Origin of the sequence: Halotalea alkalilenta DSM 17697 (assembly GCF_000621205.1) — a bacterium.
GTDB classification, from domain to species: domain Bacteria; phylum Pseudomonadota; class Gammaproteobacteria; order Pseudomonadales; family Halomonadaceae; genus Halotalea; species Halotalea alkalilenta.
Genome location: NZ_KK211226.1, coordinates 61,173 through 79,003, shown reverse-complemented (window position 1 = coordinate 79,003; position 17,831 = coordinate 61,173). Strand labels below are relative to the sequence as shown.

Here is a 17,831-nt window from a genome sequence, read left to right as displayed (position 1 = left end):
CAGGCGCTTCGATGCCAGGGGGCACGATGGTCTCGAAGGCGTCGGTCAGTTCATGATGTTTTCAGTGAACCATTGCCGCCATTGAGCGGTCATTTCCGCACGCAGCCTCGGATCGATGTTGATCGTTTGTGACCACTCATCGGGAGAGGTCATCATGCCCGGTAGCGCGGCTACCTCCGCATCCACCACGGCATCGTCGACGGTCGGGCTGCCGCCCTGGAGTTGCGCGATCTCGGCCTGTACTTCCGGCGACAAGGCGATGTCCATGAACTTGTAGGCAAGCTCCTGATGGCTCGAGCCCTGGGTAATGCCTATGGTATCGATGCCGAGCACCATGCCTTCCTTGGGGCTTGCCAGTTCGATGGGTATCCCTTCTTCCATCATGTGGTATGCGTTCATGGTCAGCATCAACTGCACCGGAGTTTCTCCGGTGGCGATTAACTGCTGGCTGTTGGCATCATTGGTATAGAAAGAGCGTAGGTTGGGTTTCAGGCTCCTGAGCTTTTCTTGTCCTGCTTCCCAGTTTTGCGCGTCGGCGCCCGATAGCAGCGCCGATACGGCGATGATGTGGCTGGGGTCGAAGTCCGGAAGGGCGACGCTATCCTCGAGTTCCGGGCTCCAGAGGCCTTCCCAGCTATCGAAGCTGACTCCCTCGGGGAGCAGGTCGGGACGATAGGCGATGGTGTAGCCATAGCCCCAGACACCGATGTGGTAAGGGCTGACACGCGCCGGCTCGACCAGGTGCGCGGCATTGGGAATACGTTCAAGGTCGAGCTGCTCGAACAGACCATCGTTGGCATACAGCCAGCCTACGTGCGAAGTGGTGAAGGTCACGTCGCTCTCCGCACGCTGGGCCAGCTTGGCTTTGTTGAGACGATCGATGGTGCCTCCGGTCACATATTCCACCTCGACGCCGGTTTCCTCGGTGAACCTCTTAGCTATGGTTTGATCGATCAGATCGCGGAAGTTGCCGCCCCAGGTGCTGACTACCAGGGTCTCCTGGGCGGAGGCGATCGTCGCGTGGGTGCTCAGGACCAGTGTCGCGGTGAACAGGGTTCGTTTGATCATCTTCGCGTACTCCATTGGTTTTGTTGTCGGCTGGCCGGTAGCGGGCCAAGGTGGGGCATTCGCGCAGTGGTCGAGCCCAATGCGGCAGTGCGCCTGCCTGGGCTCGATGATTGAATCAAGCTCCGCCGAGGATGTTGTCGGAGAGCCCTGCCGATCTGCGTACCAGGTCGAGCGGACCGGAGAAATCGAAGCTCTGGTAGGTGGCTGCCAAGTGGCTGAAGTGCGGTGCCTGGGCGAACTGCACGAAGGTGAGCCGGTGGCCCGCATAGTCCGACGTCAGCAGGTCGCGCGCGTAGGCCATCAGTTTTCGACGGTCATCGGCGTTCCAGCGCTGGTTGAGGGTGTAGAACTTGTTCAGCCACTCCGCCGAGCCCGGCTGCTGGAACGCTGCTGCATTGGGTGTGACGCACAGTTGGCCACCGCACAGTTCGCGAGCCGTGTGCATCATCTGTGGAAGCTGCGAGCAGGCTAGAACTCGACCCGCGTAGAGGATCGATTGGTTGGGCATCAAAAGCCCAGCCGGACTTTGCTGCGCCAGGGTGATGGAGGCAATCAGGTGTGCGTGGATGCCCTCCCGGTAGCAGATCAGGTCGGCCAGTTTCTCGCGCACCGCCTGGAGCTTGTCGAGTCCGGTCTGCTTGGCGTTCCACATCGCCGTACCGATCATCATGTCGGCGACATAGCGCAGTCTCAGCACGTAGGGAAACGCCGAGTAGCGGTGCAGGGTGCTGCGCACGAACTGTGCGGCCTTGGTATGGCGGTAGAAGAAGACGTCCTCCCAAGGGATCAGGACATCGTCGAACACCACCAGCGCCTCGACTTCATCGAAGCGATTGGCCAGAGGATAGTCCGCAGGGTCGCCGCGTCCGGCGAAGCCGCCGCGGCAGATATGTTTCACCCCCCTGGCGCCCATCTTGACGATGCATCCCAATGCGTAGTCGGAGAGCTCCTGGGTGCTCCAGGCACCGACCGTCGGTTTGAGGAACGCTTGGTCGGCATAGGCCGCCGCGGTCTCGAACTTCGCTCCGCGAATGATGATCCCGGCGTCGGTCTCCTTGACCACCCGCACCATCATGTCGGGGTCCTGCTGTTGGGGAGGCAGCGAGCGATCTCCCTTGGGATCGGTGTTGGCGGAGACGTGAAAGATGTCGTTGTCGAACACTGCCCGAACGTGCCGGTCGATGTTGTCGGCGAAGCGGGGATCGATCTCGCTGAGCATGTCGCGACCATCGAGCAGCGACCACATCTCGCCAATGGTCTCATCCCCGACCCGGGTGGCCACACCGCCGATCTCCTGGAGGAAGCGGTCGGTGGCCTCGAGTTTGTCGTACCAGTCCTTAGCTTCGCGCGGGGGGCGGTAGAAGATGGAGTTCAACTGCTCGCCGTGGCAGTAGGTCAATGCACTGGCATGCTCCGGCTCATGGGCCATGTCGTACATGCGTGACTTGACGTCGACGATGGGCTTGAATGCAGGATGGGTGGTCACATCGCGGACGCGCTCTCCATCGATCCATATCTCGCGACCGTCCCTCAGTCCCTCCCTGTACTGCTCCCCTGTGCGAATCATCGGCGGCTTCCTTATCTTGCTTGGTGTGGGATGCCCTCCATTGTGTGACCTGCTTCGATACGAGGTAAAAACGCCAATCCCGTACTTCTGCATCGGAAATTCCTAGTCACCGCCTCCCGGCTATCTGGATAGAGATTTCCGATCCAGGCATCTGGAAAAACCTAGCCTGGCCAGGATTGCGCCGCCTGATGAGAGCTATTTAGAGTGGCTTTTCCCTGACGATAATCTGGTCGCTCTCTTCGTTGTCTCGATCATCACCGGCGATCAACCACAACTAGAAAGGGCTTGCGTCATGTTGAGTCGCATCACTCTGCGTCAGTTGGAATACTTCGTGGCGTGCGGAGAGTCGGGCAGCATTATCAAAGCCTCCGAACGGATCCATGTCTCCTCGCCGTCGATTTCCGCGGCCATCACGCATATCGAGACCGAGCTGGGTGTGCAGTTGTTCGTGCGCCATCACGCGCAGGGGATTTCCTTGACTCCGATAGGTGGGAAGGTTCTGCAGGAGGCCAAGCTGATCGTTGAGCAGACCAAGAACCTCTACTCGATCGCCTCGGACTCATTGAACGCGGTACGTGGACCGCTGAGAGTAGGGTGCTTCGATTCGCTCGCGCCGATGATCACGCCGGAGCTGGTGCATGGTTTCGCACGCGCCTTCCCAGGGGTACGAGTCACCCAGCGGGAGGGCGATCACGACCAGATGCTGGAGTGGCTGCGGCGCTCGGAGATCGATATTGCACTGACCTATGATCTGCATCTAGTCGATGAGATCGCATTCGCCGCGCTGGCGCGGCTTCCGCCACACATCATCGTTGGTGCCCAGCACCCCCTGGCGAGCCTGTCCGCCGTCACCCTGGCGGATCTCGAGACCTACCCGATGGTGCTGCTGGACTTGCCCTACAGTCGCGAGTACTTCATCGGCCTTTTCATGAATGCGGGCGTTAGTCCGAACATCGTGATGCGCTCCAGCCAGCTGGAAGTCGTACGCTCGATGGTCGCCAACGGATTGGGCTTTTCGATCGCCCATGTCCGCCCTCGGGCGAATCTTTCCCAGGATGGGCGACGGATCGTGCGAGTCAGGCTCGCGGGTGAACACCAGCCGCTGCGGCTCGGGATCGCCACACTCAAGGGAGCCCGCCCGCTCAAGGTCGTCGAGGCGTTCGCCCACCGCTGCCGCACTTTCATCTCGGATCAGTACATCCCCGGTATGGCGGCAACCAGCTTCTTCGATCCGCACATCGCCTCGCTCGATAGGGTGGGCTGAGCCCTTACTGCCCCTTCACTCGCGCCGAGAGCCCGGCTGCGCGCCGGACGAAGTCCAGGGGGCCGTCGAAGTCGAAGTTGCGATAGACCGCTTGGAGGTGGGCGAAGGGCGGGGATTGGGCGAACAGCTGGAAGGTCAGCCGGTGGCCGGCGTAGTCGGAGTTGAGCAGGTCGCGCGCGTAGGCGAGGAGCCGGCGCCGGTCGTCGGCGACCCAGTTCTCGTTGACCGAGTAGAACTTGTCGAGCCAGGGCGCGGTGGCCGGGTTGGCGAAATCCGCAGCGTTAGGGGTGACGCAGATCTGTCCGCCGCACAGCTCGCGGGTGATGTGGATCATCTCATGGAGCTGCGAGCAGGCGAGCACCCGGCCGGTATAGAGCAGGCTCTGGTTGGGCATCAGCAGGCCGCCGGGGCTTGGCTCGGCCAGTGCGATCGAGGCGCTGAGGTGGGCGTTGACGCCCTCGCGGTAGCAGGCCAGCCGCGCGAGCTTCTCCTGCACCGCCTGCTGGCCGTCGAGGCCGGTCTGGCGCACGTTGTGCAGGGCGGTGCCGATCATCGCGTCGGCGAGCTTGAGGTTGCGCTGGACGAAGGCGAAGGCGCTGTAGCGGTGCAGGGTCGCGCGGATGAACTGCGCTGCACGGGTGTGGCGGTAGAACAGCACGTTTTCCCACGGGATCAGGACGTCGTCGAAGATCACCAGCGCGTCGACCTCGTCGAAGCGGTTCGACAGCGGGTAGTCCTCGATCGAGCCGCGTCCGGCGAAGCCGGTGCGGCAGATCATCTTGAGGTTGGGGCTGCCGAGGTCGCAGACGAAGCCGACCGCGTAGTCGGAGTATTCGGCCTCTCCCCAGTTGGCGATGGTCGGCTTGGTGAAGGCCTGGTTGGCGTATGCGGCGGCGGTCTCGTACTTGGCGCCGCGGACGACGATCCCGGCGTCGGTCTCCTTGACCACCCGCAGCAGCATGTCGGGGTCCTGGTCCTGGGGGCGCTTGGAGCGGTCGCCCTTGGGGTCCGTGTTGGCCGAGACATGGAACGGATCGAGCTCGATCGCACGCTGGATGTGGCGGCGGATGTTGCTCGAAAAGCGTGGATCGACCTCGTTGAGCACGTCCTGGCCGTCGTAGAGCGACCACATCTCGCCGATGGTCTCGTCGCCGACCCGGGTGACGATGCCGCCGACGTCGTCGAGCACCGCATCGGTGGCGCGGCGCTTGTCGTGCCAGTCGTCCTGGCTGTGGGGCAGCTTGAGCGCGATCGCGTGGCGTTCGCCGCCCTCGTCCTGGTAGGTCATCGTCTCCCGGGTGGCGGGATCGTGGGCCATGTCGTAGATCCGCGCGCGAATGTCGACCAGCGGCTTGAGCATCGGGTGGCGGGTGACGTCCTCGACGCGCTCGCCATCGATGTAGACCTCGCGGCCGTCGCGGATCGACTCACGGTACTGCTCACCGGTCCTGATCATGTTGATCTCCGAATATGGGCGGTGCCTGCGCCACTCGACCGAGGGCGAATGGCTGGAGGGGCCAGGGGAAAGTGGCGGGTTCAGGCCTCGACGGCGTCTCCGGCGATGTGGAAGCGCCCGTCGTGGTAGTAGAGCGCGGCGCCGCCGGAGGTGGTCAATGCCTCGACTTCGCCGATGAAGATCGTATGGGTGCCGTGCTCGACGGTGCGCGCCAGCCGGCAGTCGAAGCACGAGGCGGCGCTCTCGAGCACCGGCGCGCCGCTGGCCAGCGTCTGCCAGACACCTGCGGCGAAGCGCTGCTCCGGTGGCAGCGAAGCGAAGCCGCGGGCGAGGCTGGCCTGGTGGGCGGCGAGCACATTGACGCAGAAGTGGCGGTTGGCATGGATCGCACGCGCGGTGCGGCTCTCGCTGAGCAGGCAGACCAGCAGCGACGGCGGGGCCTTAGACAGCGAGCTCATCGCGCTGACGGTTGCGCCGAAACGGCCTGCTTCACCGTCGGTGGTGACCAGGCTCACCCCGGTGCCGGCGAAGCGCATCGCATGGACGAACGCGTCGCCGCTGGGCGCCGCGGCGGCATGCGGCGGACGAGGCGTTGAGTTGGTGTTGTACATGGCGGCCTCCTCGGTGGAGCGTCCACCTTAGCGCCGCCGCCTGGATCGCTAAAATATGCTTATCGAAGGGAGAAGATAGAAAAAGCCGATCCAGGGCCGCGCCGGCGGCGGGGAACCACCGGCCCCGTGATAGGGTGTGGGCATGCCCCACACCACGATGGAAGCCGCTATGAATGCATCTACCTCAGATCAGGACCACGATCCCTGGCGCTGGCTGGAGGAGGTCGACTCCCCGGAGGCGTTGGCCTGGGTCGAGGCACGCAACCGCGAGACCTTCGCCCTGCTCGGCGAGGACGCCGGGTTCGAGCGGCTCGCCCGGCGGCTGCTCGAGATCGAGCAGCGCGACTCGCGGATTCCCTACGTCGTCGCCCGCGATCAGTGGTTCTACAACTTCTGGCAGGATAGCGAGCACCCGCGCGGGGTTTGGCGCCGCACGCAGTGGTCGAGCTACTTGAGCGATACGCCTGACTGGGAAGTACTGATCGACGTCGACGCGCTCAACCGGGAGGAGGGCGAGCAGTGGGTCTGGCACGGCGCGCGCTGCCTGCCGCCCGAGCGCGACGGCGAACCATGGCGGCGCGCCCTGGTGGCGCTGTCGCGCGGTGGCGCCGACGCCGATGTGACCCGCGAGTTCGACCTCGTCGACAAGCGCTGGGTCGAGGACGGCTTCAATCGCGACGAGTCCAAAGGCGGACTCGCATGGATCGATATCGATCGGGTCTATGCCTACACCGACTTCGGCCCCGGCTCGATGACCGCCTCGAACTATCCGCGCCAGGTGCGGCTCTGGCAGCGCGGCACCGCGCTCGCCAGCGCCCCGGTGGTGTTCGAGGCCGAGCACGGCGATGTGATGGCGGTGGCCTGGCGTGACCTGACGCGCGGCTTCGAGCGCGACTTCGTGCTCCAGGTCACCTCGTTTCATACCCAGCGGCTGATCGAGCGGCTGCCCGACGGCGGCGAGCTGGTGCTCGAGCTGCCGGAGGATGCCCACGCTTCGGTGCATCGCGAGTGGCTCCTGGTGCAGCCGCGTGAGCCCTGGACGGTGGATGGCGTCACCCACCCCGGCGGCGCTCTGCTGGCGATCGATTATCTTGCCTTCAAGCAGGGCGCGCGGACGTTCATGCGCTTGTTCACTCCCGCCCCGGGCGTGGCGCTGGAGGGATTCTCCTGGACCCGTCACCACCTGGTGCTCGAGCTGCTCGAGCACGTTCGCCAGCGGCTGGTGGTGCTGACCCCCGGGCAGGGCGACGACTGGTCGCCCCGCGCGCTGGCCGGCGCCCCCGAAGGAGTGCTCGGGTTCAGCCCGCTCGATGATGAGAAGAGCGACGAGTACCTACTCAGCGTCACCGATTTCCTCTTGCCGCCCACCCTTGCGCGCGGGCGCGTCGACGACCCGGAGATCGAGGTGGTCAAACGCAGCGTCGCGGAGTTCGACGCGTCCGGCATGCGCGTCGAGCAGCGCTTCGCGGTGAGCCTCGACGGCACCCGGGTGCCTTACTTCCTGATCCTGCCGCGTGATGTTTCACGTGAAACCAAGCCGCTGCCGACGCTGCTCTACGGCTATGGCGGCTTCGAGATCTCGTTGACCCCGCACTACCTGCCGGCGGCGGGGGTGGCCTGGCTCGCGCGCGGCGGGGCGATGGTCTTCGCCAACATCCGCGGCGGCGGCGAATACGGCCCCGAGTGGCACCGCGCGGCGCTCAAGCAGCATCGGCACAAGGCGTTCGAGGACTTCGCCGCGGTCGCTCGCGCGCTGGTCGAGGAGGGCGTCACGGTGCCTTCGCGACTCGGCATCCAGGGCGGCTCCAATGGCGGCCTGCTGGTCGGCAACATGCTGACCCACTATCCAGCGCTGTTCGACTGCGCGGTGTGCGAGGTGCCGCTGCTCGACATGCAGCGCTACCACCGCCTGCTCGCCGGCGCCTCGTGGATCGCCGAGTACGGTGATCCCGACAGCGGCGACTGGGACGATTTTCTCCATCGCTTCTCGCCCTATCACAATCTGCACCAGGGCACCGACTATCCGGCGGTGCTGTTCACCACCTCGACCCGCGACGACCGCGTCCACCCCGGGCATGCGCGCAAGATGGCGGCGAAGATGGCGGCGATGGGCTGCGAGGTGCACTACTACGAGAACATCGAGGGCGGCCATGGCGGTGCCGCCGATGCACCTCAGCGCGCGCGGCTCAAAGCGCTGGCGTGGCGCTTCCTCGAGCGCCGGCTGATGGGTGACGATCGCGCTGGTGACTGAGGTTTCAGCGCTCGCCGTCTGCGCGGAAGGTCTACGCTGAGAACATCGCCCCGCCGTCGCTGGTTTCGACGGCGGGTCTTTCAGCATGGTTCAGCATGGACGAGGAGGCTGCATGGCTACGAGGAACGTCGCCGACATTCTGGTCGAGACACTGGAGCAGGCGGGAGTCCGGCACGTCTGGGGACTGCCTGGAGACTCGCTCAACGGACTCACCGAGAGCCTGCGCCACAGCGAGAAGATCGACTGGCTCGGCGTGCGCCACGAAGAGGTGGCGGCGCTCGCCGCGGGTGCCGAGGCGGACATCAGCGGCGGGCTCGGCGTCTGCGCCGGCTCCTGCGGGCCGGGCAACCTGCATCTGATCAACGGGCTGTTCGAGGCCCAGCGCGCCAAGGTGCCGCTGCTCGCGATCGCCGCCCAGATTCCCTCCAGCGAACTCGGCCTCGGCTACTTCCAGGAGACCCACCCGGAGTCGCTGTTCAAGGAGTGCAGCGACTATTGCCAGCTGATCTCCAAGCCCGAGCAGCTGCCGCGGGTGCTCGAGACCGCGATGCGCAGCGCGATCCTCAACCGCTCGGTCTCGGTGGTGGTGATCCCGGGCGACGTGGCGCTCTCTCCGGCGACGGTCAAGCACGCGAGCTGGAGCACGCCGATCGCGCCGCTGGTCGTTCCCCACGGTGATCATCTCGACCGGCTGGCCGAGTATCTCGGCCAGCAGAAGCGGATCGCGATGCTCTGCGGCTATGGCTGCATGGGAGCCCATGACGAGGTGGTAGCGCTCGCGGAGAAGCTCAAGGCGCCGGTGGTCCATGCGCTGCGGGGCAAGAACGCGGTCGAGTACGACAACCCGTTCGACGTCGGCATGACCGGGCTGATCGGTTTCGCCTCCGGCTACAAGGCGCTCAAGGAGTGCGACTGCCTGCTGGTGCTCGGCACCAATTTCCCCTATCGCGATTTCTACCCCGACCACGGCAACGTGATCCAGGTCGATATCCGCCCTCATCATCTCGGACGCCGCACGCCGCTCAAGATGGGCTTGGTCGGCGACGTTCGCGCCACTTTGCTTTCGCTGCTGCCACGGCTCGAGACACGCGACGATCGCCGCTTCCTCGACGCCGCGCTCGAGCACTACCGTAAATCCCGCGATGGGCTCGACGCCCTGGCGACGCCGGCCCGCGATGGCCAGCCGCTGCATCCGCAGTACGTCACCGCCAGGATCGATGCCCTCGCCACGGATGACGCGGCGTTCTCCTGCGACGTCGGCTCGCCGACGGTATGGGCGGCGCGCTACCTGAAGATGAACGGCAGGCGGCACCTGACCGGCTCGTTCAACCATGGCTCGATGGCCACGGCGATGCCCCAGGCGATGGGGATGCAGGCCGCCTTCCCCGATCGCCAGGTGATCTCGCTTTCCGGCGACGGCGGCCTGAGCATGCTGATGGGGGATGTGATCTCGCTCAAGGAGCGCGGACTGCCGGTCAAGGTGGTGGTGTTCAACAACTCGCTGCTCGGCTTCGTCGCCATGGAGATGAAGGCGGCCGGCTACATCGACGACACCACCCGGTTCGGCGCCACCGACTACGCGGCGATGGCCGAGGCGCTGGGTATCCGCGGCATCCGGGTCGATGCTTCGAGCCAGCTCGACGAGGCGCTGGCGGAGGCGTTCGCCCACCCTGGGCCGGTGATCGTCGACGTGCTCACCGCGCCCCAGGAGCTGTCCCTGCCGCCGAAGATCCAGGCCGCCCAGGCCAAGGGCTTCAGCCTCTACATGCTGCGCGCGGTGATGAGCGGGCGCGGCGATGAGTTGGTTGACCTCGCTCGCGACAACATACCGCTGCTGCGCTGACCGGCACGCTCAGCGTCCACCGACGTAGCTCCGGGCGAAGGAGACCGCTTCGGCGTTCTCGACCAAGCGGGCGAGGTGCAGATGGAAGGCGCGGCGTACGTTGGCCGCGCCGCCGGTGGTGGCGCGGAAGCGCCCGGCGACGTTGTAGCCCTCGGCGTTGACCTTCTCCAATCCCCAGTTCTCGTAATGGCCCAGCAGCGCGCCGCGCAGCATCGGGTCCTGCTGGGTCTGGTCGGCGGCCTGCCGGACCAGTTCGAGCGCGCGGTCGATGTCGCTGTCGAGGGTGAAGCGCAGGTCCACCGGGGCGAAGGCGAACTGGCGCGAGGTGTTCTTCACCGCCTTGACCTGGCTGAACGGGATCGAGAACAGCGCGCCATTGCCATCGCGCAGCTTGAGCGTGCGGATGGTCATGCCCTCGACCGTGCCGGCGCGGCCGTCGATCTCGACCCAGTCGCCGATCGCCATGGTGTCTTCGAGGATGTTGAAGATCCCGGTGATCACATCCTGGACCAGGGTCTGGGAGCCGAAGCCGATCGCCAGGCCCACCACCCCGGCACCGGCGAGCAGCGGTGCGATATTGATGCCGACGTTGCCGAGCACGGTGATCACCGCGATCACGCAGAGCACGATCTTCGCCGCATTGCGCAGCAGCGGCAGGATGGTGCGCACCCTGAGGCTCGGCTGGGCGTGGCGTCGCCCGGAGGGAGGAGCCAGCGCACTGGCGATCGCCGCGTCGATCACGATCCAGGCGGCCAGCGTCACCAGCAGCACCGTGGCGATGCCGAACACCGCACCGCCGAACATCTGCCCGGCGTCGGTATCGCGAATCAACCCATAGATCGAGCCGCCCCATATCTGGGTCATGAACTCGGCCGCCAGCGCCAGCAGCGCTATCTGCAGCGCGCTGGCAGCGAGCCTGCGCATTCTCGTACCCATCCGTTCGCGCGGGGCGAGGTCGGATGGGGCGACCAGCTGGTGCAGCAGCGCCATGAGCAATAGCGTACCGATCAGCAGCAGCGTGCTGGCGATCATCCGGTTCATCGCCTGGTGGTTGTCGACGCTGCCGATCAGCAGCTGATAGAGCGAGACGAGGCACATCACCAGCACGGGCAGGAACCAGATCGCCGAGAAAAGCCTCAGGCTCTCTCGTACGCTGGGCGGCAGCCGCTGGCGATGGGCCAGGCCGCGATGATAGATCAGCTGGCCGATCGGGCGGCGGAACATGACGGCGAACACCGCCAGGATGATCGTTGCGATCGCACCGCACAGCGTCGCCAGCAGGTAGGCGAGCGAGTAGCCGAGCAGCGCCGTGAGTGGCGAGTTGAGCAGCGCCTCGGCGAACGAGCCGAAGGCGGCGAGGGTGGCGAGGGGAATGAAGGCGCGACGGCGCAGTATCTCCACCGCGCGCTTGCGATGGCTGCCACGGGCGAGGATCGCAAGCGACATCCAAAGGGTCGCGAACACCGTGCCGGTATTCACCGCATAGGCGATCCCGAGCGCCAGCATTCGTCCCGGCGAATCGGCACCGAAGCCGGAAGTCGCGGCGAGGGTGAGCAAGAAGGCCGTGATCGCCGGCAGTGGCACCCGTACCCAGTGCTTGGCGATATCCCGTGCGCGGCGATGGGTGGAGAACCACGTCCAGCGTGAGAGACGCGTTGCGATCCACGCGCCCAGCCAGCAGGCAGCGAACATGGAAGCCGCCCAGAAAATCATCGTATAGGAGAAGCGAGTACTCACTTGCAGAGGGCTTTGGCCGACCCTGTGGCCGAGCTCGGAGAGCTGCTGGGAGGCACGGCTGAGGTGATGTTGCCAGTCGCTGACCACTTCGCTGCCTTCGCCGAGGTTTTGCTGCAGCGAATCCAGCGTCGAGGTCAGTGCGCCGAGCACGCCGCCCTGGACCACCCCTTCCTGGGTCGACTCGGCATCGTCGGCGGCGCTCTCCTGGGCCTCGCTCGAGGCCGGCGTCGCCTCGTCGGGTGAGGCCTGGGCGCGCTCGAGCGCCTCGATCAAGGTGGCGCGCTGCTGGTCGTCGCGCAGCACCTCGAGCAGCTGGGTGAGCGGAGCAGCCTCGGCGGACGTCTCGTTCTGCTGGGCGCTGGCCGGGGTGATGACGCTGAATGCCAGGGCGAGAAACAGCCATGACCAACGAAGAAGCGAACCACGGGGCGAGACGGACAAGCGCATCGATGAACCTCGGCATCAGTCGGCGACGGGAGCGTGGTCCAGCATAGGACAGGCGCGGGCGTTTTTGTGTCTCTATCTGGCGCGCCGACTGGTCGGGGCTGGGTGAATCCCCCATACTTGCGCCATTCATAGGAGTGCCGGCAGGGCACCGGGTGTGAGCGCTCGCTTACCCTGCGAGGCTCATCGCTACAGGAATATTTCGAGAGGTTGGCATGAAACGTACGCTCAAGGTCGGCGTGGTGATGGATCCCATCACCGAGATCAGCTACAAAAAGGATACTTCGCTGGCGATGCTGTGGGCGGCGAGCGCGCGCGGCTGGGAGCTCCACTACATGGAGCAGCCGGATCTCTACCTCGACGGTGGGCGGGCCTACGGGCTGATGCGTCCGCTCGAGGTTCATCGCGACCCCTCGCACTGGTTCGACCTCGGCGAGCGCGAGGCGCGCCCGCTCGCCGATCTCGATGTGATCCTGATGCGCAAGGATCCGCCGGTCGATCACGAATTCCTCAATGCCACCCATCTGCTCGGCTTCGCTGAACGCGAGGGCGTGCTGGTGGTCAATCCCACCCGGGCGCTGCGCGAGTGCAACGAGAAACTCTATGCCCAGCGCTTCCCCGAGTGCCTGCCGCCAAGCGTGGTCTCCTGCGACGACAAGGTGCTGCGGGCCTTCCAGGCCGAGCACGGCGATGTGATCCTCAAGCCCCTCGACGGCATGGGCGGCAGCGGGATCTTCCACATCGGTCCGGACGGGCGGAATCTCGGCTCGGTGATCGAGCAGCTGACCCTGCGCGGCAGCCGGCAGATCATGGCCCAGCGCTACATCCCGGAAATCCGCGACGGCGATACTCGTATCCTGCTGATCGATGGCGAGCCGGTGCCGTTCGGACTGGCGCGGATTCCCAGCGCCGGCGAGGTGCGCGGCAACCTGGCCGCAGGCGGACGCGGGGTGGCGCGCGAGCTGACCGATCGTGACTACTGGCTGGTCGATCAGGTCAAGGCGTCGATCGTAGAGCAGGGGCTGATCTTCGTCGGCCTCGACGTGATCGGCGACTACATCACCGAAATCAACGTCACCAGCCCCACCTGCGTGCGCGAAATCGATGACCAGAAGGGCACCGACATCGCTGGGCTATTGATGGATGCGATCGATCAGCGCTTCTCCTGAACCCACCCTGGTCAGCCTGGTGCCCTTGCCTCCCGAGGCCGAGCAGGTACCGCTGTGCTCCGGCCTTCGTGTCGATATCGACGAGCCCGAGGTGGCGGTCGAGCTCGACCGCCGGGACGACGAAGGCGGCTCGGCCGCTACGTCCTCGTCCGGCTCGCGCCGTGGGCTTTTCGGCCTGCTGGCGGTGGTGGTCGGCCTGCACCTGTTCGGCCTGTGGCTGCTCGACCGGCCCGACCAGCAAGAGCCGGTCGAGACCGAGGGAGGGCCGGTCTATCGCGTCTCGCTGACCCAGATGCCGGCGGCGCCATCGGTCGATACCGGTGGCGTCGAACGCCTCGTCCAGGAGCAGGCGGCCGCGGCGGCCCGGGCGCAGGCCGAGGCCGAAGCCGCCGCCCGGGCAGAGGCGCAAGCGCAGGCTCAGGCGCAAGCCCGCGCGGAGGCCGAGGCTCAGGCGGCGGCGCAAGCCCGGGCAGAAGCCCAGGCTCGAGCGCGCCGGGAGGCAGCCCGGCAGACTCAAGGCGCCGAACGCCCGGGGCCTGCGGCATCGTCGCCGCCGAGCGCGCGCGAGCTGATCCGGCAGGCGACCCAGCAGGGCTATGCCAGCGGCTGGAATGCCGCCGCCGATCGCTTCGCCAGGGGGGCATCGAGCAGTGCCGAGCGCTCCGCCGAGGCGCGCTACATCGCCGACTGGACCAGGGCGACGCAGCGCTACATCGATAGCTTCGGCCGTATACCGCCCGGGCTCGACGGCCGCTTGGTGATCAGCGTCACCATCGGGCGGGATGGCGGGCTGCGCGACCTGCGGGTGGTACAATCCTCGGGTAAACCCGAGCTCGATCGGATCGCGCTCGACATCGTCCGGGCGTCGGGGTCGTTCCGACCCTTCGATCGCGAGCTGGGTAATCGCAATGAACTCAGCTTCACCCGTAGCTGGCTGATTGGCCAAGGTTCACTTTTTGGCGTCCGATGACGCCCTGGAAGCTTCATGCACGGCTTGCGCAACCACTTTCTCCTGGCGATGCCCCAGCTCCTCGATGAGAACTTCGCCGGCACGCTCACCTACGTCTGCGACGACGATGCCAAGGGCGTGCTCGGGGTGATTGTCAACCGTCCGCTCAAGCTGAGCCTGGGCGGACTGCTCGAGCAGCTCGACCTGGAGGTCGAGACCCTGCGCGACGCCGAGCGGCCGGTGATGTTCGGCGGTCCGGTGCATACCGACCGCGGTTTCATTCTCCACCAAGGTTCGGCCGACGATTGGGATTCGAGCCTGCAGGTCAGTGAAGAGGTCGCGCTGACCACCTCGATGGACATGCTCCGTGCGATCGCGGCCGGCCGTGGACCGGAGCGTTTCATGGTGCTGCTTGGCTGCGCCGGCTGGCAGGTCGGCCAGCTCACCGACGAGCTCAAGGCCAACGCCTGGCTCACCGTCGAGGCGCAGGATTCGGTGCTGTTCGAAACCCCGATCGAGTCTCGCCGCGAGGCCGCCGCTGGACTGCTTGGGGTCGATCTACGCCTGCTCAGCGTGGCCGCCGGCCATGGCTGAGGATCCGTCGCTGCTCGACCCGCGGATCGCGCTGCTGCGCGCCGAGAAGCCCAGCCGCGTCCCTGGCGAGCGGCTGGTGATGGCGTTCGACTTCGGCACCCGGCGGATCGGCGTCGCGGTCGGCCAGGAGCTGCTCGGCTCGACCAGCGCGCTGGCACCGCTCTGCGCGCGTGACGGTGTGCCCGACTGGCGCCTGGTCACCGACCTGGTCGATGAGTGGCGCCCGGACCTGTTCGTGGTCGGTCTGCCGCTCAACATGGACGGCAGCGAGTCCGAGATGAGCCGGCGCGCGCGCAAGTTCGGCAACCGGCTGTATGGGCGCTACGCGCGTCCGGTCGAGTTCAGCGACGAGCGCGGCACCACCCGGGCGGCCAAGACCCTCGCCCGCGAGCGCGGCCGCCGCAGCGGCAGCTATCGTGACGACGGCGTCGACGGGATCGCCGCCGAGCTGATCCTCTCCAGCTTCTTCGCTACCTCCCCGCCGCACGGCTAGCCCCTGCGCAGTTTTCTCGTCGCGCCGGCTCGACGGGGCGACGGTGTTGTCACCTGCCTGTAAACAGCCCAGTGGATGATGGTGCCGCTCTCGGGAATGAGGCCCGAGGCGCAGGCAACGTGCGCGGCTGGGCCGCGCGCGGACAATCGACAATCAACTTGCAGGAGTCGACCGTGAGCAAGGAAGTCGAAGACCATCGTATCCACAACCGCAGTGGCAACCTGCCCTTCGCCGCGATCGTCGAGCGCCGCCTGTCGCGCCGCTCGGTGATGTGCGGCGGCCTGGGGCTCGCCGCCGCGACCATGCTGGGTGGCTTTGGCTGGCCGGGAACGAGCCGTGCCGCGGACGGCGCTGCGCGAGCACCGCTCAGCCTCGGTTTCGCTTCGCTGGCGCCGCGCATGACCGATGCGGTGGTCGTACCGGAGGGCTATGTCGCGCAGGTCCTGATCCCTTGGGGCACGCCGCTGGTATCGGGGATGGCGCAATGGCATCCCGAGCTCGACCCGACGCCTGGATTCCAGGCGGCGAGCACCGGCATGCACCACGACGGCATGTACCACTTCGCCCTCGATGCCTCGGATCGCTCCGATGACTTCCTGCTGGTGCTCAACCATGAATACCTCGACCAGTCGGCGCTATGGGCGGCGCGCGGCGGGCCGACCAACGCGAAACAGGGCGCGCGGCCGCTCGATGAGGCGCGTACCGAGATCAACGCCCACGGCGTGTGCGTGGTAAGGGTACGCCGGGACGAGCAGGGCCATTGGGCGCCAGTGCTCGACGATCCTCGCAACCGCCGCATCACCACGGCGACGCCGATGCTGCTCGCCGGGCCGCTGCGAGGCTCCCTGCACGCAGTGACCGCTTACTCACCGCAAGGCACCCAGGCCCGTGGCACCAACAACAACTGTGCCTGTGGCTATACCCCCTGGGGCACCTACCTGACCTGCGAGGAGAACTGGCCGGAGATATTCATCAACCGCGCCGAGCAGGAGCCCGACCAGCTGCGGCTCGGGCTCGCCGAGTCCCGCTCGATCTATGGCTGGGAGACGGTCGAGGGCGGCGTCGACGGCGAGTTCGAGCGCTTCGACAACACCCCGCGCGGCGATGATCCTCGCGCAGACTACCGCAATGAAGCGCGCACCTATGGCTATGTGGTCGAGATCGATCCCTACGACCCCGAGCGAGCGATCTACAAGCGCACCGCGCTTGGGCGCTTTCGCCACGAGGGCTGCTGGCCGGGTAAGCTGGTCGCAGGGCAGCCGGTGGTGTTCTACACCGGCCACGACGCGCGCAACGAGTACATCTACAAGTTCGTCTCCCGCGCGCCCTGGGACCCGAGCGATGCCAACCGTCCCGGCGAGCATTACGATCGCCAGGCGATCGGGGCCAAGTACATGGACCACGGCACCCTCTACGTCGCCCGCTTCGACGAGGACGGCAGCGGCGAATGGCTGCCGCTGGCGGAAGATACCCCGGTGCCCGGACAAGGGCGCACGCTTGGCGAGATCTACGGCGACCTGGCCAGGATCATCGTCAATACCTGCGATGCGGCCGACCTGCTCGGCGCCACGCCAATGGATCGCCCCGAGTGGGGCACGGTCGATCCGTCGAGCGGTGAGGTCTACATGTCGCTGACCAACAACTCGAAGCGTACCGAGGCCGATAGCGCCGCAAGCTTCACCCAGGAGGGCGAATCGATCGGCACCCCAGGCGTGGGCTACGCCACTGCCCCGGTCAACGCCGCCAATCCACGCCCGGACAACGACCATGGCCAGGTGATCCGCTGGCTCGAGCGTGACGGTGAGCCCGAGCGCTTCGACTGGGAGATCTTCGTCTTCGGCGCGGCGCCGGGTGAAACGGCGGACAATCGCTCTGGACTCGACGACGCCAACGCCTTCGCCAGCCCCGACGGGCTGTGGTATGACCAGCGTGGTGAGGGCGAGGGTATCCTTTGGATCCAGACCGACAATGGCATCGACAAGGGGCGCGACAACGCGGTGGCGGAGATGGTCAACGACCAGGTGCTGGCGATAGTGCCCGGGGCGCTGTCGCGCCGCGAGGGCGCGGCCTCGGTGGTCGACCCCTCCAACCAGGCCGAGCTCAAGCGCTTCGCCATCGTGCCCAACCAGGCCGAGGTGACCGGGATTTTCGCCACGCCCGATCGCACCGCGCTGTTCATCAACGTCCAGCACCCTGGCAATTGGCCCGCCTACGACAGTGATGACGCGACCCTCGCGCCGAGCGCCCAGGTTCGCCCGCGCTCCTCGACCGTGGTGATCCAACGCCGCGACGGTGGACGTATCGGCGAAGCCTGAGGCGCGACCGGAGCGCGGCTGGCCGTAGGGAATCCGTCGCGTTTCCCGGCGCTTCATTCGAGCGAATGCG

At 66.3% G+C, this 17,831-nt stretch carries 13 protein-coding genes; 8 read left to right on the top strand and 5 right to left on the bottom strand.

Annotation, left to right across the window (positions count from 1 at the left end):
• Positions 1-45: 45 nt before the first annotated feature.
• Positions 46-1,068, bottom strand: a complete 1,023-nt coding sequence (locus tag Q376_RS0109570) for an extracellular solute-binding protein (protein ID WP_027350122.1) — start codon at positions 1,066-1,068, stop codon at positions 46-48.
• Positions 1,069-1,183: 115 nt separating this feature from the next.
• On the bottom strand, positions 1,184-2,635 hold the full coding sequence (locus Q376_RS0109565; protein WP_027350121.1) for a 4-hydroxyphenylacetate 3-hydroxylase family protein: 1,452 nt from the start codon (positions 2,633-2,635) through the stop codon (positions 1,184-1,186).
• Positions 2,636-2,927: 292 nt separating this feature from the next.
• Here Q376_RS0109565 and Q376_RS0109560 point away from each other — a divergent pair, with 292 nt between their 5' ends.
• Positions 2,928-3,899 (top strand): LysR family transcriptional regulator, encoded by a 972-nt coding sequence (locus tag Q376_RS0109560; RefSeq protein ID WP_027350120.1) that lies wholly within the window; start codon positions 2,928-2,930, stop codon positions 3,897-3,899.
• 4 nt (positions 3,900-3,903) lie between these two features.
• Here Q376_RS0109560 and Q376_RS0109555 read toward each other — a convergent pair whose 3' ends face one another.
• Together Q376_RS0109555 and Q376_RS22115 are read right to left on the bottom strand one after the other, a co-directional pair.
• Entirely contained in the window at positions 3,904-5,355 is a 1,452-nt protein-coding gene (locus tag Q376_RS0109555) for a 4-hydroxyphenylacetate 3-hydroxylase family protein (RefSeq protein WP_027350119.1), read from the bottom strand.
• Positions 5,356-5,435: 80 nt separating this feature from the next.
• A complete protein-coding gene (locus tag Q376_RS22115; protein WP_052365112.1) occupies positions 5,436-5,966 on the bottom strand; it encodes a flavin reductase family protein in 531 nt (176 codons plus the stop codon).
• 169 nt (positions 5,967-6,135) lie between these two features.
• Between Q376_RS22115 and Q376_RS0109545 the strand changes: the two genes are divergently transcribed.
• Positions 6,136-8,217: a prolyl oligopeptidase family serine peptidase gene (locus Q376_RS0109545; RefSeq protein WP_081803486.1), complete on the top strand. Its 2,082-nt coding sequence runs from the start codon at positions 6,136-6,138 to the stop codon at positions 8,215-8,217.
• Between the two features lie 112 nt (positions 8,218-8,329).
• The gene (gene poxB, locus Q376_RS0109540; RefSeq protein WP_027350117.1) at positions 8,330-10,060 is read left to right on the top strand and encodes a ubiquinone-dependent pyruvate dehydrogenase; all 1,731 of its coding nucleotides are present in this window, start codon (positions 8,330-8,332) and stop codon (positions 10,058-10,060) included.
• 9 nt (positions 10,061-10,069) lie between these two features.
• Here poxB and Q376_RS22110 read toward each other — a convergent pair whose 3' ends face one another.
• Positions 10,070-12,244, bottom strand: a complete 2,175-nt coding sequence (locus Q376_RS22110; RefSeq protein ID WP_052365111.1) for a mechanosensitive ion channel family protein — start codon at positions 12,242-12,244, stop codon at positions 10,070-10,072.
• Positions 12,245-12,456: 212 nt separating this feature from the next.
• On the opposite strand from Q376_RS22110, the gene gshB reads away from it, so the two are divergent.
• The 5 genes from gshB (at position 12,457) to Q376_RS0109510 (ending at position 17,761) form a co-directional block, all read left to right on the top strand.
• Positions 12,457-13,410, top strand: coding sequence for a glutathione synthase (gene gshB, locus Q376_RS0109530; RefSeq protein ID WP_043447213.1), 954 nt, complete (start codon positions 12,457-12,459; stop codon positions 13,408-13,410).
• On the top strand, positions 13,385-14,380 hold the full coding sequence (locus tag Q376_RS0109525; RefSeq protein WP_027350115.1) for an energy transducer TonB: 996 nt from the start codon (positions 13,385-13,387) through the stop codon (positions 14,378-14,380). The genes gshB and Q376_RS0109525 overlap by 26 nt, the downstream gene beginning before the upstream one ends.
• A gap of 15 nt (positions 14,381-14,395) precedes the next feature.
• On the top strand, positions 14,396-14,953 hold the full coding sequence (locus Q376_RS0109520) for a YqgE/AlgH family protein (protein ID WP_027350114.1): 558 nt from the start codon (positions 14,396-14,398) through the stop codon (positions 14,951-14,953).
• Positions 14,954-15,032: 79 nt separating this feature from the next.
• Entirely contained in the window at positions 15,033-15,446 is a 414-nt protein-coding gene (gene ruvX / locus Q376_RS0109515) for a Holliday junction resolvase RuvX (protein ID WP_043447386.1), read from the top strand.
• A gap of 173 nt (positions 15,447-15,619) precedes the next feature.
• On the top strand, positions 15,620-17,761 hold the full coding sequence (locus tag Q376_RS0109510) for a PhoX family protein (RefSeq protein ID WP_027350112.1): 2,142 nt from the start codon (positions 15,620-15,622) through the stop codon (positions 17,759-17,761).
• Positions 17,762-17,831 lie beyond the last annotated feature (70 nt).

What these genes read in the sequence shown, in the direction of transcription:
- Q376_RS0109525 (WP_027350115.1), top strand. Translation starts at nt 13,385, where the DNA reads ATGCGATCGATCAGCGCTTCTCCTGAACCCACCCTGGTCAGCCTGGTG.
- Q376_RS0109570 (WP_027350122.1), bottom strand. Translation starts at nt 1,068, where the DNA reads ATGATCAAACGAACCCTGTTCACCGCGACACTGGTCCTGAGCACCCAC.
- Q376_RS22110 (WP_052365111.1), bottom strand. Translation starts at nt 12,244, where the DNA reads ATGCGCTTGTCCGTCTCGCCCCGTGGTTCGCTTCTTCGTTGGTCATGG.
- Q376_RS0109545 (WP_081803486.1), top strand. Translation starts at nt 6,136, where the DNA reads ATGAATGCATCTACCTCAGATCAGGACCACGATCCCTGGCGCTGGCTG.
- Q376_RS0109520 (WP_027350114.1), top strand. Translation starts at nt 14,396, where the DNA reads ATGCACGGCTTGCGCAACCACTTTCTCCTGGCGATGCCCCAGCTCCTC.
- Q376_RS0109555 (WP_027350119.1), bottom strand. Translation starts at nt 5,355, where the DNA reads ATGATCAGGACCGGTGAGCAGTACCGTGAGTCGATCCGCGACGGCCGC.
- gshB (WP_043447213.1), top strand. Translation starts at nt 12,457, where the DNA reads ATGAAACGTACGCTCAAGGTCGGCGTGGTGATGGATCCCATCACCGAG.
- ruvX (WP_043447386.1), top strand. Translation starts at nt 15,033, where the DNA reads ATGGCGTTCGACTTCGGCACCCGGCGGATCGGCGTCGCGGTCGGCCAG.
- Q376_RS0109560 (WP_027350120.1), top strand. Translation starts at nt 2,928, where the DNA reads ATGTTGAGTCGCATCACTCTGCGTCAGTTGGAATACTTCGTGGCGTGC.
- poxB (WP_027350117.1), top strand. Translation starts at nt 8,330, where the DNA reads ATGGCTACGAGGAACGTCGCCGACATTCTGGTCGAGACACTGGAGCAG.
- Q376_RS0109565 (WP_027350121.1), bottom strand. Translation starts at nt 2,635, where the DNA reads ATGATTCGCACAGGGGAGCAGTACAGGGAGGGACTGAGGGACGGTCGC.
- Q376_RS22115 (WP_052365112.1), bottom strand. Translation starts at nt 5,966, where the DNA reads ATGTACAACACCAACTCAACGCCTCGTCCGCCGCATGCCGCCGCGGCG.